10 protein-coding genes are annotated in these 16,047 nt (G+C 75.3%); 5 read left to right on the top strand and 5 right to left on the bottom strand.

The window, feature by feature from the left end:
- Nucleotides 1-99: 99 nt before the first annotated feature.
- Together J8M51_RS08545 and J8M51_RS08540 are read right to left on the bottom strand one after the other, a co-directional pair.
- Nucleotides 100-2,412 (bottom strand): ABC transporter permease, encoded by a 2,313-nt coding sequence (locus tag J8M51_RS08545; RefSeq protein WP_086758378.1) that lies wholly within the window; start codon nt 2,410-2,412, stop codon nt 100-102.
- Nucleotides 2,409-3,179 carry an ABC transporter ATP-binding protein gene (locus J8M51_RS08540; protein ID WP_086758380.1) on the bottom strand — a complete coding sequence of 257 codons (771 nt, stop codon included), beginning with the start codon at nt 3,177-3,179 and terminating at the stop codon, nt 2,409-2,411. Before J8M51_RS08540 ends, J8M51_RS08545 begins: the two co-directional genes overlap by 4 nt.
- Before the next feature lie 140 nt (nt 3,180-3,319).
- Here J8M51_RS08540 and J8M51_RS08535 point away from each other — a divergent pair, with 140 nt between their 5' ends.
- The 5 genes from J8M51_RS08535 (at nt 3,320) to J8M51_RS08515 (ending at nt 8,854) form a co-directional block, all read left to right on the top strand.
- The gene (locus J8M51_RS08535; RefSeq protein WP_086758382.1) at nt 3,320-4,342 is read left to right on the top strand and encodes a sensor histidine kinase; all 1,023 of its coding nucleotides are present in this window, start codon (nt 3,320-3,322) and stop codon (nt 4,340-4,342) included.
- A gap of 17 nt (nt 4,343-4,359) precedes the next feature.
- Nucleotides 4,360-5,079 carry a response regulator gene (locus J8M51_RS08530; RefSeq protein WP_267299076.1) on the top strand — a complete coding sequence of 240 codons (720 nt, stop codon included), beginning with the start codon at nt 4,360-4,362 and terminating at the stop codon, nt 5,077-5,079.
- A 192-nt stretch (nt 5,080-5,271) separates the two neighbouring features.
- On the top strand, nt 5,272-6,654 hold the full coding sequence (locus tag J8M51_RS08525) for a hemolysin family protein (RefSeq protein WP_267299075.1): 1,383 nt from the start codon (nt 5,272-5,274) through the stop codon (nt 6,652-6,654).
- Nucleotides 6,651-7,673 (top strand): hemolysin family protein, encoded by a 1,023-nt coding sequence (locus tag J8M51_RS08520; RefSeq protein WP_086751096.1) that lies wholly within the window; start codon nt 6,651-6,653, stop codon nt 7,671-7,673. Before J8M51_RS08525 ends, J8M51_RS08520 begins: the two co-directional genes overlap by 4 nt.
- 131 nt (nt 7,674-7,804) lie before the next feature.
- Nucleotides 7,805-8,854, top strand: a complete 1,050-nt coding sequence (locus J8M51_RS08515) for an ion transporter (protein ID WP_086751094.1) — start codon at nt 7,805-7,807, stop codon at nt 8,852-8,854.
- A gap of 214 nt (nt 8,855-9,068) precedes the next feature.
- Here the strand turns inward: J8M51_RS08515 and J8M51_RS08510 are convergent, their stop codons facing one another.
- The 3 genes from J8M51_RS08510 to J8M51_RS08500 are packed head-to-tail and all read right to left on the bottom strand — an operon-like array spanning nt 9,069 to nt 16,020.
- Entirely contained in the window at nt 9,069-11,045 is a 1,977-nt protein-coding gene (locus J8M51_RS08510; protein WP_267299074.1) for an SWIM zinc finger family protein, read from the bottom strand.
- Entirely contained in the window at nt 11,042-14,863 is a 3,822-nt protein-coding gene (locus tag J8M51_RS08505; protein WP_086764221.1) for a vWA domain-containing protein, read from the bottom strand. The genes J8M51_RS08510 and J8M51_RS08505 overlap by 4 nt, the downstream gene beginning before the upstream one ends.
- A complete protein-coding gene (locus tag J8M51_RS08500; protein ID WP_216587500.1) occupies nt 14,860-16,020 on the bottom strand; it encodes an ATP-binding protein in 1,161 nt (386 codons plus the stop codon). The genes J8M51_RS08505 and J8M51_RS08500 overlap by 4 nt, the downstream gene beginning before the upstream one ends.
- Between the last annotated feature and the right edge of the window lie 27 nt (nt 16,021-16,047).

Raw genomic sequence — 16,047 nt, 5'->3', positions numbered from 1 at the left:
GGGGCAGGGTCGGTTCGGGACCGGTGATGGTCGGAATCCGACAGGTGCCGCCGCCCGGCCGCCGCTCGTTCGCCGCCCGGCCGCCCCGGTGTGCCCCTCTCACTCGTTGTGCAGCACCTCCGCGACCGTCAGCCGTGCCGCGCGGCGGGCCGGGACGTACGCGCCGAGGACGGCGATGACGAGGCCCGCGACGGCGAGGCCCGTCAGGGCCGGGGCGTTCCAGACGTCCGTCATGGACGACGGCAGGACGATGTCCACGGCGTCCGCCATGCGCGGCACGACCAGGTGGTGGCCCGCCATGCCCAGCGGGATGCCGAGGAGCGAACCGAGCGCGCCGAGCAGGGCCATCGAGACCACCGTCATCACCGTGACCTGGCGCGGTGTCATCCCGAGGGACTTGAGCATGCCCAGATCGCGGCGGCGGTCGCGGGTGTTGAGGACGGCGGTGTGGAAGACACCGAGGGACGCGACGGCGGCGAGCAGCAGGGTGAGGGCGGTGGCCGACCCGACGATGGTCTGTGTGACCGAGTTCGAGCCGGTGGGTGAGGGGCTGAGTCCCGGGTCGGCGGCCCCGGCGGCGCGGGCGTAGGCGTTCGCGTCGGCACCGTCGCGGAGCCGGACGTGATAGGCGATGGGCTTCTCCCGCGGGGCCACGGACCGCATCGCCGACCGGTCGACGATCACGACACGGGGGTTGCTCTGCAGGAACTCCCCGACCACGAGCAGGTTCACGTGCCGGTCGCCCTTCTCCACGCGGAGGCGGTCGCCGATGTCCAGTCCGTTGCGCCGCAGGAACGCCGAGCCGGCCACGACCTCGCCGCCGCCCCGGAGCCAGCGGCCCCCGGTGAGCACACTGTCCAACCGGAGCCGGTCCCCCCGGCGGGCCTCCAGCCACAGCTTCTCCGCCGAACCCGCCAGCCGGGCCTCGGTGTTGACCCGGGCGGTCACCTCGCGCGCGTCCGGCAGCGAACGCAGCAGGGCGTGCAGCGCGAGGTCGTCGTGCACCGGCCTGGTCTCCTTCCCGTCCTTGAACTTCCCCACGTAGACGGTGACTTGGTAGGCGTCGCGGCCCGCGTTGCCGAACCGGTCCATCGTCGTGGCCAGACCGGTCGCGAACGTCACCGTCGTCACCCCGAGGACCACGGCGGCCAGGGTGAGGGCGCTGCGGCCCGGCCGGGCGAACGGCAGCCCCAGCCCCAGGCTCACCGAGCGCGGCAGCCGGCTCCCCGCCAGCCGGCGCTGCACACCGAGCGCCCGCCCGGCGCGCGGCGCGCTGCCCGCGCTGATCGCCCGCGCGGCGGACAACCGGTGGGCGCGCACGGCCGGCGCGAGCGCCGCGAGCAGACACACGGCGGGCATCCCGAGCAGTGCGAGCGCGTTCACCCAGGGCGCGAGCGCGACACTGCCGTGGAACACCCCCGCGTCCGGCCCCGAGAACACGGACTCCAGCAGCGGCCGTGCCGCCAGATTTCCCGCGACGGTCCCGAGCGCACAGCCCAGCACGGCAGGGACCGAGATCATCACCAGATAGACGGCCACCACCTGCCCCGGCGTGAACCCGAGCGCCTTGAGGACGCCGATGTGCCGGAAGCCGGAGATCACCGCGCCGCTGACCACGTTGGCGACGATGAGCACGGACACCACGATGCCGAGAACACCGAAGGCCAGGAGGTACGGCGCGTAGGCCCGCGCCGAACCGCCGATCTGGTCCTTGAGGGCGAGGTACGACCGTGAACCGGCCAGCGCGCCGCTCGGCAACTCCTCCGTCACCGCCGCCAGGTGGGTGCGCAGTCGGCTCTCCGACGAGGCGTCCGTGAAACGGAACAGCATCTGGGTGCTCGTCGGCTTCAGGGCGCCGATCTGCCCGGGGGCGACCCAGGCGTCGGCGGTGCCGCTCAGGCCGAAGGCGAAGCCGACGATGGTCAGGGCCGGGCCCGAGGGCACCTGGAGCTTCTTGCCGAGGTCGTCCGCCGTCCAGTCCGACTGCCGGTTGAGGACGACCTCACCGGGCCCGGTGGCCCAGCGGCCCGCCCACAGGTCCAGCCGGTCCACCGGGCCCTCGGGGCCGGCGCGGCCCACGACGGTGAGTTCGGCGCCGAGGCCGTAGTCCACCGCCTCCCTGGGCAGTTCCACCGAGGCCTGGGCGAAGGGGCCGGCGCTCGCCGCCACCCCCGACCGCCTCACCGCACGCGCCAGTTGACCGTCGGAGACCTTCGCGGAGTCGAACGCGGCGATCACATGCGGTCCGCGCTGCGCGCCGAAGGCCTTCTCGAACGGGGACGAGGCGGCGTCGACCAGGCCGAGCGCCACCACGATCGCCGTCGTCGAGGTCAGCGTGACCAGGGCGATCACCAGCGACTGGAGCCGGCGCCGCCGTACCGCCGCGTACGCCGCCCGCCACACGGCGCTCATACGGGCCGCTCCAGGAAGGACCGCTCCGGTGCGGACCGCTCCAAGGCGGACCGCTCCAGGGTGTGTTCGCCGGTCACCCGGCCGTCGGTGAACTCCACGAGACGGCTGGCGCAGCGCCGGGCGAGATGCTCGTCGTGGGTGACCAGGATCAGGGTCTGGCCTATCTGGTTGAGGTCGAGCAGCAGGTCCATCACCTGCTCCCCGGCCCGGCTGTCCAGGGCCCCGGTCGGCTCGTCGGCCAGCAGCAGCGCCGGCCGGTTCATCAACGCCCGTGCCACCGCGACCCGTTGCCGTTCGCCGCCGCTGAGCACCGCCGGGTAGGCGTTGCGCCGGTCGGCGACACCGAGCTCGTCGAACAGTTCCAGCGCGCGGCGGCGGGCCTGCCGGGCCGGGGTGCCGGTCAACTGGGCGGCCAGCGCCACGTTGTCGAGCGCCGACAGGTCGTCGATGAGATTGAAGAACTGGAAGATCATGCCGATGCGGCGCCGCCGGTACAGGGCGAGCCCCTTCTCGCTCAGTTCCCCCACGTTCTCGCCGTGCACCGTCACCGTGCCGTCCGTCGGACGGTCCAGCCCCGCGATCATGTTCAGCAGGGTGGACTTGCCGCCCCCCGAGGGCCCCATCACCGCGACCGCCTCCCCGGCCCGGATCTCCAGCGACACACCGTCCAGCGCCGCCGTCTCCCCGTACTCCTTGCGCACCCCGTCGAGCCGTACGACGGCCTCCGCGCCGCCGCCCCCGTCGTGCCTGTTCTCCTCAGTGACCATGTGACGGACGCTAGGCGAGGAACACGGCCGGGACATCCCTCCCCGGACGGCATCCGGTTCCGCGCCTCATCCCGTGGATGCAGGGACCCGCATCCCGGGGCGGATGCGGAGCGCCCGGCCGGTCTGGGAAGGTGAACCCCATGTGGGAACGGGGGGTGGACGGGCTGGTGGCGGTACTGGTGGCGGTGTGCGCGCTCGCGATCGGGCTGGCGGTGGCGCTGGTCCGCACGCGGCGGCGGTGGCAGCGGGCGGTGGGGGAGCGCGGCTGGTTGCTCGAACGGGAGCGGGAGAGCGCCGCGTCGGCCGCGATCGCCGCCGAACGCGACCGCATCGCCCGGGAGTTGCACGACATCGTCAGCCACAACGTCAGCCTCATGGTCGTCCAGGCCGGCGCGGCCCGCGAGGTCCTTGGCACCATGCCCGACGAGGCCGCGGCGGCTCTGCTGGCCGTCGAGGACGCGGGGCGCGGCGCGATGACCGACCTGAGGCATCTGCTGGGCCTCCTCGCGCCCGCGCAGAACGGCGAGGACACGGAAGAGAGCAGGGAAGAGAGCAGGAAAGGGGGTACGGAAGACGACACGGAAGACGACACGGAAGAGGGCACGGCCGGGGGCGCACGCGGGGTGGTCACCTCCGGTGCGGGCCGGTACGGGGCAGACCGGGGAGCACTGCCGGGAGCACTGTCCCCGCAGCCCGGCCTCGACCGGCTGGGGCCGCTCGTCGACCGGATCTCGTTCGCCGGGCTGCCCGTCGAGGTGCGGATCTCCGGTGAGCCGCGCCCGCTGCCACAGGGCGTCGACGTGACGGCGTACCGGATCGTGCAGGAGGCGCTCACCAACGCGCTGCGGCACGGCGACGGCGGCAGCGCCGAGGTCACCGTGCGGTACGCCGAGCACGCGCTGCGCGTGGAGGTGCTGAACACCGGCCCCAGCGTGCTGACCGGCGGCCGGGGCACCTCGGCCGGCGCCCCGGGTGGATCGACCGCCGAGGGCTCCGCCCCGCCGCACCCGGCTCGGCCCGTCCGGCGGCATCGGGACGGCACCGGGCGCGGGCTGCTGGGCCTGCGCGAGCGGGTCGCGGTGTACGGCGGCGACCTGGACGCCCGCCGCCGTCTGGGCGGCGGGTACCGGGTCCGGGCCCGCATCCCCCTGGACCGGCTGTGACGGCGGCGGACCCGGCGATGGAACCGGCACGGGAACCGGCGACGGAACCGGCGACGGACAAGCCGTCGGCGCCCCGGGTGCTCGTCGTCGACGACCAGACCCTGATCCGGACCGGGTTCCGGCTGATCCTCACCGCCCGGGGCATCGACGTGGTGGGGGAGGCGGCCGACGGTGCGGAAGCGGTGACGATGGCCCGCGAGCTGGAACCCGACGTCGTCCTGATGGACATCCGGATGCCGAACATGGACGGTCTGGAGGCCACCCGCCGCATCCTGGACCGGGCTCCGGGCTGCCGGGTGCTGATCCTCACCACCTTCGACCTCGACCGCTACGTCTACGCCGCCCTGTCCATCGGCGCCAGCGGCTTCCTGCTGAAGGACGTCACCCCGCGCCACCTCGCGGCGGCCGTACGGCTGGTCGACACCGGTGACGCCCTGCTGGCCCCCACCATCACCCGGCGGCTCGTGGAACGCTTCGCCACCGAGGCCCCCCACCCGCCCGCCGCGCACGCCGACCTCGGATCGCTGACCCCCCGCGAACTGGAGGTCCTGACCCTCCTCGGCCGGGGCCTGTCCAACGCGGAACTCGCCGCCGAACTCACCCTCAGCGAGGCCACCGTCAAGTCGCATGTGGCCCGCATCTTCGCCAAGCTCGACCTGCGCGACCGCGCCCAGGCCGTGGTGATCGCGTACGAGAAGGGGCTGGTCAGAGCGCGGGGCGCCGACGACGGCGGGTGAGCGCCGCGCCGGGGAGGGGGTGTTCGCGGCCGGGAACGAAGATCGGGTCAGAATCGTTCACCTGTCGCACGCCTACTGAAGGAGCAAGCCCTTGTCCGCCAGACCGACGGACTCCCCGGGACACAGTCCCGGACCACCCCGCCAGCCCTTGGCCGGTCGTCCCGATCGCGGCACGCGACGGGGTGGTGTCCGATGAGTGCCGCGAACGCCGTGCTCGGCCTGCTGGCCGTCCTCGTCCTCACCGCCGGTACCGGCTATTTCGTCGCCCAGGAGTTCGCCTACGTCTCCGCCGACCGGCTCGCCCTCGCACGGGACGCGGAGGCGGGCGACCGCCGGGCCGCGCGAGCCCTGACCGTGCTGGAACGGCTGTCGTTCATGCTGTCCGGCGCCCAGCTCGGCATCACCGTCACCGGCCTGATCGTCGGCTTCATCGCCGAACCGTCCGTCTCCGCCCTCCTCGAACCGGCCCTGACCGGCGCCGGGGTCCCGGAGGGCGCGGTCGGCGGGATCTCCGTCGTCCTGGCCTTCACCGCGGCCACCGTCGTCCAGATGGTGCTGGGCGAGCTGGCCCCGAAGAACCTGGCCCTCGCCGTCCCGGAGCGGCTGGCCAAGTCGCTGGCCGGCTCCACGCTCGCCTACCTCAAGGTCGTCGGCCCGGTGGTGCACGTCTTCGACGGCGCGGCCAACCGGCTGCTGCGCAAGGTGGGCATCGAGCCCGTCGAGGAACTGCACCACGGCGCCACCCTGGAGGAGCTGGGCCACCTCATCGGCGAGTCCCACGAGCAGGGCGAACTGCCCAAGGACACCGCCGAACTGCTCGACCACGCCCTGGAGTTCTCCGAGCGGACCCTCGACGAGGTGATGGTGCCGCGCGCCGCCGCCGTCTTCGTCCGCGAGGACGCCTCCGCCGCCGAGGCGGTCGAACTGATCGCCGAGCACGGCCACTCCACCTACCCGGTGCTCGGCGACCACCCGGACGACGTCACCGGCGTGCTCGGCGTCCGCGAGCTGATGCGGCTGCCCGCCGGGCCCCTCACCGCCACCACCGCGGGCGCCCTCGCCCGCCGCCCGCTGCTCCTGCCGGACACCCTGCCGCTGCCGGACGCGGTGACCCGGATGCGCGAGCGCGACGACGAGTTCGCCGTCGTCCTCGACGAGCACGGCGGAGTCGCCGGCATCGTCACCTACGAGGACATCGCCGAGGAACTGGTGGGCGACATCGCCGACGAGTCCGACACCGTCATCGAACTCGCCGTCGCCGACGGCACGGGCTGGCTGGTGGACGCCGGGCGCCGCCTCGACGAGGTCGCCGACGCCACCGGTGTCGACCTGCCCGAGGACGACGACTACGACACCGTCGCCGGGCTGGTCGTGGACCGCCTCGGCCGCTTCCCCGCCATCGGCGACCGGCTCACCGTCGACCTGCCCGACGGCGGGCGCGCGGTCATCGACGTCCGCACCCTCGACCGGCACGTCCCCGACCGGGTCCGCCTGGAGCGGCTGGCCGCGCCCGTCGACCACGAGGCCGACCGCGCAACCGGCCGCGCGGCCGAGCGCGAGGAGGAACAGGCATGAGCTTCCCCATGGCGCTCTTCGTCACCGTCCTGCTGCTGATCGGCAGCGGATTCTTCGTCGCCGCCGAGTTCGCGCTCGTCGCCGCCAGACGCCACCGCGTGGAACAGGCGGTGGCCGCCGGACAGCGCGGCGCCAAGGCGGCCCTCGCCGGGATGCGCGAGCTGTCCCTGATGCTGGCCGGCGCCCAACTGGGCATCACCGTCTGCACCCTGGGCCTCGGCTCCGTCTCCAAGCCCGCCATCTCCCACGAACTCGACCCCCTGCTGCACGACCTGGGCCTGCCCAGCGCCCTCAGCTACGGCGTGGCCTTCGTCGTCGCCATGGTCGTGGTCGTGTTCCTGCACATGGTCGTCGGCGAGATGGCACCCAAGTCCTGGGCCATCGCCCACCCCGAGCGCTCCGCGATGCTGCTGGCCCCGTCCTTCCGGGCCGTGGTCAGGGCCGTACGACCGCTGATCGGACTGCTCAACCGGGTCAGCAACGCGCTGGTACGGCTGTGCAGGGTCACCCCGCGCGACGAACTGGCGTCCGTGCACAACCGCGAGCAGCTCACCCATCTCGTCGAGGAGTCGCAGCGGCTGGGGCTGATCAGCGAGGCCGACTCCGAGCTGATCACCCGGTCACTGACGGAGCCTGGCACCCCGGTGCGCGACCTCGCGGTCCCGGCCGCCGAGATCACCGCGGTCGGCGCGGACGCCGATGCCGAGGCCGTCCTGCGGGCCGCCGCCGCACACGACCGCACCCGTCTGCTGGTCCGCGCCGACGACGGCACCGTCCTCGGTTCCGTCCACGCCCGTGACGCCCTGGTCGCCCGGACGAGAGGACGCGCGGTCACCGCCCGTGCCCTCGCCCGGCCCGTACCCGAGCTGCCGGACGACGCGACCGTGGCCGACGCCATCGACGTGCTGCGCCGGCACCGCGCGACGCTCGCCGTCGTCCACGACGACACGGGCCGCCTCGCCGGCCTGGTCGCGCTGGACGACCTGCTGGCGCGCTATCTGCAGCCCCGGACGGTCTGACCGGACTCGGCGACGCACCGCGCGCCGACCGTGCTGTAGAAGTCTCCTGGAGCGTGATCGTTCCACCGGACCCGCCGCCCGATCCCGGGGCGGCGGGACGTCGCGCTGCGCGAAGGAGCAGGTACCGCAGGATGACCGACCCGCACGACCGTACGACCCCCACGGCCCGGCGCCCCCGCCGCCGGGCCCTCGCGGAACGGGCCCGCGCCGTCACCGAGGCGCGCTGGTTCGGTGTCACCGTGTTCGCCCTGATCCTCACCAACGCGGCACTGCTGGGCGTGGAGACGTACAGCGCGCTGGTGACGGGCTGGGGCGGCTGGTTACGCCTCGCCGAACACCTCTGCCTGGCCGCGTTCACGGTCGAGATACTCCTGCGTGCCTGTGCGCACGCCGACCGCCCCCGCGACTTCCTCCGCGACCCGTGGAACCTGTTCGACCTGGCCGTCGTGGTCTCCGCGTTCCTGCCCGTCGTCCGCGAGAACGGCACGATCCTGCGGCTGCTGCGCCTCGCCCGGGTCCTGCGCACCGCCCGCTTCCTGCCCCAGCTCCGCGTCTTCATGGTCGCCGTGGGCCGCAGCCTCCCCGGCACCTTCAGCTTCCTGCTCGTCGGCGCCCTGCTCCTGTACGTCTACGCCATGGTCGGCTGGGTCTTCTTCGCCGACCACGACCCCGAGCACTTCGGCTCCCTCGGCCGCGCCGTCCTCACCCTCTTCCTGCTGATGACCCTGGACGGCCTCGGCGACGCCGTCCGCGCCGGCCTGGAGATCTCCCGCTGGAGCATCGTCTACTACGCCTCCTACGTCCTCTTCGCCTCCTTCGTCCTCGTCAACGTCCTCATCGGTGTCGTCATCAGCTCCCTGGACGAGGCCCGCGAGATGGAGCGCGAGCAGGAGGACCGCGAGCGAGAGGACCGCGAGCGAGAGGACCGCGAGCGGGAGGACCGCGAGCAGGAGGACCGCGAGCGGGAGGACCGTGGGCAGGAGGACCGCGAGCGGGACCCGGCCGTCGCCGTGCGCACCGCCACAGCGGACACCGTCGCCGAGGACGAAGTGCGCGTCCGCATCCTGGCCGCCCGCCAGGCCCTCGACGCCCTGGAGGCGAGCCTCCGGCACGGCCCGCCGCACCGGCACGCCGAGTCCTGCGCGGTGCGGGACGCCCCGGAGGCGCTCGGATCCCGCTGAGGGGTCGCCGGCCTGTCACGCCCGGAGCGTGGCGCCTCGACTCTCGCAGGGGCGCGACGGGGCAGGCGAGGCGCGCCGTGCCTCGGAGGTGGTCCACCGGATCACCTCCGACCGCCGCCCGGGAGGGGTCGTCCGGGAGGGGCGCCCGGGAGGGCGGGCTCGGCGACGGCGCGGCTGAACCGGCCGGGCGGTGACGAGGCACCGGCCGGTGGGGTCAGGTGTCGGAGGAGGGCGACCCCCAGGTGGCCTGGACCAGGGCGCGTTCCGTGCCGGCCAGGTAGACCGCGGTGGCGAGCCAGGCGCGGGCGTACCGGTCGGGGTCGGGGTCGGTGACCCGGCCGAAGACGTCACGGGAGCGACGGTCGGCCTCCGCCGTGAGCGTGGCCGACAGGTCGGCGGCCCCCCGGAACCCACTGCGCCGCAGCGCGGCGCCCCCGCCGTTCCGGTCGCCGTCGCGGGCCGGTTCGGCGACCGCGCGGCGGCCTCCGGAGACGGCGATCTCCACGAGCCGCCGCAGCCGCCACAAGGGGGCCTCGGCGAGCGGATCGGCCGGCACCCCGGCGGGCCCGTCCCCGACGGACAGCGCGTCCGGCGGCGGGAAGTGCGAACCCTGCAGACGGTCGTAGCCCAGATCGGCGTGGCCCTGCCACTCGTCCGGCAGCCGCAGAGTCGCCTCGGTGCCCGGGGCCGGACCGATCGCGAGCGGACGGAGGGCGGCCGCCCGGTCGGGTTCGAGGCGGCCGAGCACCCGCAGCCGCAGACCGGGCCGGGCGGCCAGCTGACGGAAGTTGGCGGTGTGTGCCAGGTCGGGGTGGCCGTTGGCCGGGATCAGCCGGACGAGGACGCCCTCGCCGGCCGACTCCCCGGTGGGGGACATCTCACGGGCGAGCAGCTGGTCGCCGGCCGCGCCGACCACGACCAGATCGCAGCCGATCAGCCTGCGCGCCGCCTGCTCGGTCTGCTGCGGATCCGCTCCCGGGGCGACCGCGAGCCGTTCGGCGACCGCTTCGGCCAGGGGGCGGGCGAAGAGCGCGGCGAGCGGGCCCGACGTCCAGGCGAGACCGGCGAGCGGAGTCGCCCGGACCCCCTTGCCGGAGCCGAGCCGGCCGTCCGGGGAGAGCGTGGCGCCGGAGATCAGCAGCCCGCCACGGGAGAGCCCCGCGTGGTCGAGGGTGCCGGAGCCGAGCGCGACGGTGGCCTTGGCGGCGCCCCGGGCGCGGGCCGCGCCGCCCGGTTTGACGTCGGCGATCGAGAACCACTCCCCGTCGTCGGAGACGAGATGGGTGACGACCCCGCCGTATCCGGTGGCCGAGATCACCGGCTCCCGGCAGACGCCGTGCACCCGCAGACCGCCGCCCGGCCGGTAGGCGCGGCGGGCGGTGCCCACCAGGGCCGGATCCGGGTTCGCCGCCGACAACAGGCCGGTGGTGAGCAGCAGTTCGCGTACGTTGGCGACCAGGTCGGACAGCCGGTGCCCGTCGTGCCGGGCACGGGCGCCGCGCAGGCCGCGGACCACCCGCAGGGCCGCCGCCTCGGCGCGGTGCAGCCCGGCCAGCCGGGCGGTGTGCGCGGCCCGCAGCAACTCCGCCTGCGGTACCGCCCCCGCCGCCGGGACGCCCGCGGCGAGGACGGCCGCGGTGGCCGCCCAGAGGCCGTGCGCGGCGGAGATCTGGGCGGGGGTGGGGGGCCTGGCGCCGCCGGGGGCGTCGGTGCCGGTGCCGCTGTTCGCGCCGGTGCCGTCGGCGTTCTCGGTGTTCTCGGCGCCGACCGGTCCGGCGGCACTGGTGGCTCCGGCGGCGTCGGTGGCATCGGCGGTGCCGTCGGTGGACGCCGTGCCCGTCGCGTCCGCCTCCGGGCCGCCCGAGGACGGCTCGGGCCCCGCCTCGACGGCGGCCGAGGCGTCGGCCACCGGGCACGCGCTCAGCACGGCGGCACGGTGCAGACAGCGGGGGGCGAGCAGACAACTGCACACGGCCCGCTCGGCGTCGGTGACCGCGCCCGAGGGCCCGGGCGTGAGCGCCACCTCGGCGTCCTCGCCACACCGGACGCGCAGGGTGCCGCCGTCGGCCGTGACGGGCAGCGCCGCGTACGACTCGACCGCGGCGTCCAGCTTCTTGCGCAGCCGGGAGGTCAGACTCTCGACGGCGGCGGCCACCACATCGGGTGCCGCCGGGGGCAGTTCGGCGTTCATCGGGTCTCTCCGCGGAGCCGGTCGCCCACCCAGCGGGCGAGGGCGAGGGGACTGAGGGCGGCGACCGGCATACCGGCCGCGACGAGCTGCTGGGCGACCGGCACCGAGTAGCGCGGGGTGCCGGTGTCGTCCAGGGCGGCGCAGCCCATCAGATGGACCCCGGACCCGGCGAGGGACCGGACCTCGCCGAGCAGCCCGCCCAGCGAGTACCCCTCCTCGAAGTCGCTCACCACGACCACCAGGGTCCGGCTGGGCACGGTCACCAGGGAACGGGCGTGCGCCAGGCCCGCCGCGATATGGGTGCCGCCGCCGACCTTCACCTCGAGCAGCAGCGACAGCGGGTCGTCCACCCGGTCGGTCAGGTCGATCACGTCGGTCGAGAACGCCAGGAAGTGCGTCGACAGCGTGGGCACACCGCCCAGGACGGCCGCGGTCAGCGCCGACCAGATGACGGAGGCCTCCATCGACCCGGACACGTCGACGACCAGGATCAGCCGCCAGTCCGCCTCCTTGCGGGACCGGGTGCTGAACACCGGCCGCTCCGGTACGACCACGGTCCGGCCGTCGGCCGTACGGTGGGTGCTCGCCAGGTTGGCCCGCAGCGTGCGCGGCAGGTCCAGCCGGCCGCCGGGGCGGCGCGTCGGGCGCGGGGTGGCCAGACCGGTGAGCGCGGGACGCATCCGGGTGGCCAGCTCCTTGGACAGCTCGTCGACCAGCCGCCGTACCAGCGGGCGCAGCCTGGCCAGTTGCTGTTCGGGCATCCCTCCGGCGAGGTTCAGCACGGAGGTCAGCAGATCGACCGAGGGGCGTACCGCCTTGGGGTCCAGCTCCGCCAGTACGTCCCTGCGGCCCTGGTCGGCGGCCCGGGCCAGCACCTCCTCGCGGACCTCCGCGCCGAACAGCGCGTCCAGTTCGTCGGCCCACTCGCGGGCCGTCGGGAACGACGCGTCCTGGCCGCCGCCCTGCCCCTGGCCGCCGTTGCCCCGGCCGAGATCCGCGGAGCCCTCGCCCCGCCCGGTGCCGTACAGCTCGTCCAGCGCGTGCGCGTAACGACGGGCCCCCTGCGGCAGCTTCTCGCTCTCCCGGCCCAGCAGCAGCCGCCAGCGGTCGGCGGGGCCGAGGCGCAGCGCGGAGGAGACCGCGGGGGCGGCGGACTCGGGGGACTTGTCGGCGTGGTCGACCTCGTCGGCCTCGGCGGTCGTGGTCGTCCCGCCGGGCGTGGGCCCGGCGGCGGCTCTCCGCCCGCCCGGTGCGGCGGGCGTCCCCGGGGTGTCGGTGCCGTCCGCGGTCCCGGGGAACCCTTCCGCGGTGTCCGAGCCGTCCGCGGTGCCGGGGAGTCCCTCGATGTCCGGGCCGGTCGGCAGGCGCAGTGCGTCGAGCGCCGCCAGGCCCGCCGTGTCCGCCGCCGCCCAGAGGGCGAGCAGCGCCGGTGAGGCGGCGAGGGACAGGTCGAGGCGGTCGCCGAGGCGCTCGGTGACCGTGCTGAGCAGACGGTCCCGGCCGGCCGGGGTGAGGGTGTCGAAGCCGCCGCGCAGGGCGGGCAGCCGGTCCAGGAAGCCCTGGTCGGTGAGGGTGTCGACACGGTCGAGCAGCGGGTCCAGCGCGGTGGGCGAGGAGTGGAGCAGCGGGGCCGCGCCGCTGAGCAGGCCGGTGAGACGCCGGGCGAGCGCGAGCCTGCTGTCCGGCCCGGTGGCCGTGTCGATCCAGCCGGCCGCCCGTGCCCCGAGGGTGTCGGCGCCGTCCAGGTCGAGCAGGACCCGGGCGGCCAGGGCGGCACCCTGGACCAGCGGGGAACCGGTGCGCGCGAGGGTACCCAGCGCGTCGTCCATGCGCAGGCCGAGGCGGTGTTCACCGGCCCGCGACGCGAGCGCGACGAGCGCGGCGGCGTCCTCCGGCTGATCGCTGCCCGCGAGACCGGGCAGCGCGCGGACGGCCGCCTCCAGCAGGTCGACGGCGAGTTCGGCGGCCGACTGCCTGCCGTCGGCGGTGGTGCCGGGCAGATGGCCCCGGCGCAACGCCTCCAACAGGTCCAGCGCCTCCAGGAGTTCGGGCAGCGTGGCGGCGGCGGGCAGCACGGCGGCGGCGTCGGCCAGCCGGTCGGCGACCAGCGCGGGCAGATCGCAGCGGGCCGCCGCGCGCAGCCCGGTGAGGACCAGGGCGCAGGTGGGCCCGCCGTCCGCCGACTCCCGGCGGAAGGCCTCCCGCAGGGTGCCCTCGGCCGCCAGCGCCGCGGTCACACCCCGGATTCCGGCGAGGTCCAGCCGTACGGGAACCGCCGGCGTCCACGACAGACGCCACCGGGTGGTCAGCGCCGTACCGTCGCCCGTGCCGGCCACCTCCGTGGGCTCGCCGTACCCCGTGCCGCAGACCGCGAGGCGCTGGAGCAGGATCTCGCGGCGGCCGTCGAGGGCGGAGCGGAGCGGGTCGAGCCGGAGTTCGCGTGCGGCGGGGTCGTCCGGGCCGGGCAGCCGCAGCGCGGCCAGCTCCGCCTCCACGGACGGGCCGAGACCGGAACGCGGGGTGCCCGGCGCGATCCGGCCCCGGTCGGTGCCGACCAGCACCACTTCGAGCGCACGGGCGAGGGCCCGGCCCCGGCCGAGCGGCTCGCCCTGGCCCATCACCGTGGTCAGCGCCTCCAGGACCTCGCCCCGGCCGGGGGCCGCGAGCCCCCGGATGCTCGCCAGGTCGCCCGCCATCCGCAAGGTCTCGGTGGCCTCACCGGTGCCCGCGGTGTGCCCGGCCGCGCGCAGCTCCCGGCACACGTCGGTGACCGCCCGCGCGGCGGCGTCGTACAGCAGCCCCGGGTCGCCCCCGGCCGTGAACACCGCCTGCTGCCAGCGCGGGTCGCGGATGCCCGCCGGATACCCGGAACGGGAGTCCAGCAGATCGAAGGCGTACGGGACGAGCGAGGTGACGACCGGCGGCCGCTCCCCGACGAGGCCCGCTCCCCGGGCCCCCGACGCGGTGCCGCCCGCTCGTGAGACCGACGGAGCGCCGCCCGCGCCGGACCTCCCTGCGCCGCCCGAACCGTCCGTGCCGGACGTCTCCGTGTCGCCCGAACCGTCCGTGTCCGCCGGGCCGGTGGCGATGCCGGTCACGTCCGTCAGCGCCGGGGCGTGGAACGCGCCGATCACGGCCGCGACCCGGCGCCCGCCCGCCGCCGCCCGGGCGACGGTCTCCCGCATGTGCGCCTCGCGGGCCAGGTCCACCGACGGCACCCCGCCCGCCGACTCGGCGTCGCGCCGCAGCGCCCACCCCACACCGAGCGCCGCCCGCCGGATCGCCTCGGGGGCACAGCCGGGAGCGAGCACCTCCACGGAGCGGTCCCACAGATCGTCACCGTCACGGCCGGTCCCGGCGGCGGTGAGCGCCGCCGCGAAGGCCGTGGGCGCCGCGACGGGGGTGTCCTCGGCGACCACGCTCCGGGACTCGACGGCGGGGGCGACGCCGTCCATGGTCCACGCCGGGTCCGACATCGGCAGATCGCAGCAGACCACTTCCTTCCCCCGCTCCCGTGCCCAGCGGAGCGCGGCGAGTTCGGGGGAGAAGTCGGCGAAGGGGTAGAAGCCGAGCCGGCCGCCCTCGCTCGCTCCGGCGAGGGCGACGGGCGCGAGGGTGCCGGGGGCGGCGAGGTGCGGCAGCCAGTGCTGGAAGTCGGCCGGCAGCTCCACGCAGACGACGTCCGCGCCGGAGGCGTCCAGCAGTGCGGGCACGGCCGCCGCGAGGGCCGGGCTGTGGTGCCGTACCCCCAGCAGATACGGCGCCGCGGAGTCGGCGAGCGCCGTGACGGCCGCCCGCGGTTCCTGAGTGGTCGTCACCGAAGGTTCTCCCGCAGGTCCCAGAGGCGGCGCCACATCGCCGAACCGTCCTCGGCGCGTCGGCGCACCGGACCGTCCCAGTAGCCGAGCAGCCGGGCGTGGTCGGCCGGGTCGTCCTTGCGGACGACGCCCAGCAGGTGCCCGGGGACGAGGTCGAGCGCGTCCCCGCCCGGCAGATACGCGGCGGCCACCCCGATCGAGGCGGCCACCTGCACGGCCTCGGCGGTGGACATCACCGTGCCGGGCCGCTCCACGTCCCACCCTTCGGCGGAACGCCCCTCCCGCAGATCACGGAAGACGGTCACCAGCACGTCGAGCACCGCGTCGTCCACCCCGAACGCCGCGCCCGCCCGCTGCACCGCCGCCTCCGCCTGCCGCCGGACCAGGGCCGTCTCGGCGTCGACGTCCGCGATCGGGTGCACGGTCTCGAAGTTGAAGCGGCGCTTGAGCGCGGCCGACATCTCCGAGACACCCCGGTCGCGCAGGTTGGCGGTGGCGATGACGGTGAACCCGGGCACGGCCGGGACCTGGGCGTCGTCCGTGCCGGACAGCTCCGGCACACTCACCCGGCGGTCGGACAGGATCGACACCAGCGCGTCCTGCACCTCGGGCAGACAGCGGGTGATCTCCTCGACCCGCGCCACCCGGCCGGAGCGCATCGCGCCGAGCACCGGGGAGTCGACCAGCGCCTGCGGGGTCGGGCCCTGGGCCAGCAGCAGCGCGTAGTTCCAGCCGTAGCGGAAGGCGTCCTCGGTGGTGCCCGCGGTGCCCTGCACGGTGAGCGCGCTGGTGCCGCACACGGCGGCCGACAGCAGCTCGGAGAGCATCGACTTGGCCGTACCGGGCTCACCGACGAGCAGCAGCCCGCGCTCACCGGCGAGGGTGACCACGCACCGCTCCACCAGGGCGCGTTCGCCGACGAACTTGGGCGCGACCACCAGCTTCTCGGGCAGCGTCTCGTGCGGCTTGGGCAGCTTCAGTGCCTCGCCGCCGCTGCCGCAGACGAAGGTGACCACGGCACGCGGGGTCAGCCGCCAGCCGGGCGGGCGGGGGCCCTCGTCATGGGCGGCGAGGAAGGCGAGTTCGGTGGCGTGGCGCTCCTCGGCGGGCAGGGTCTGCCGGGCCGGGAGAGCCGTCGCCGTGTCGGTCGCTGTCATGAATGTCCTTGCTGGATAGGTCAGTTG

Origin of the sequence: Streptomyces griseiscabiei, assembly GCF_020010925.1 — a bacterium.
Lineage (GTDB): Bacteria > Actinomycetota > Actinomycetes > Streptomycetales > Streptomycetaceae > Streptomyces > Streptomyces griseiscabiei.
This window is presented reverse-complemented; position numbering and strand designations above follow the sequence as displayed.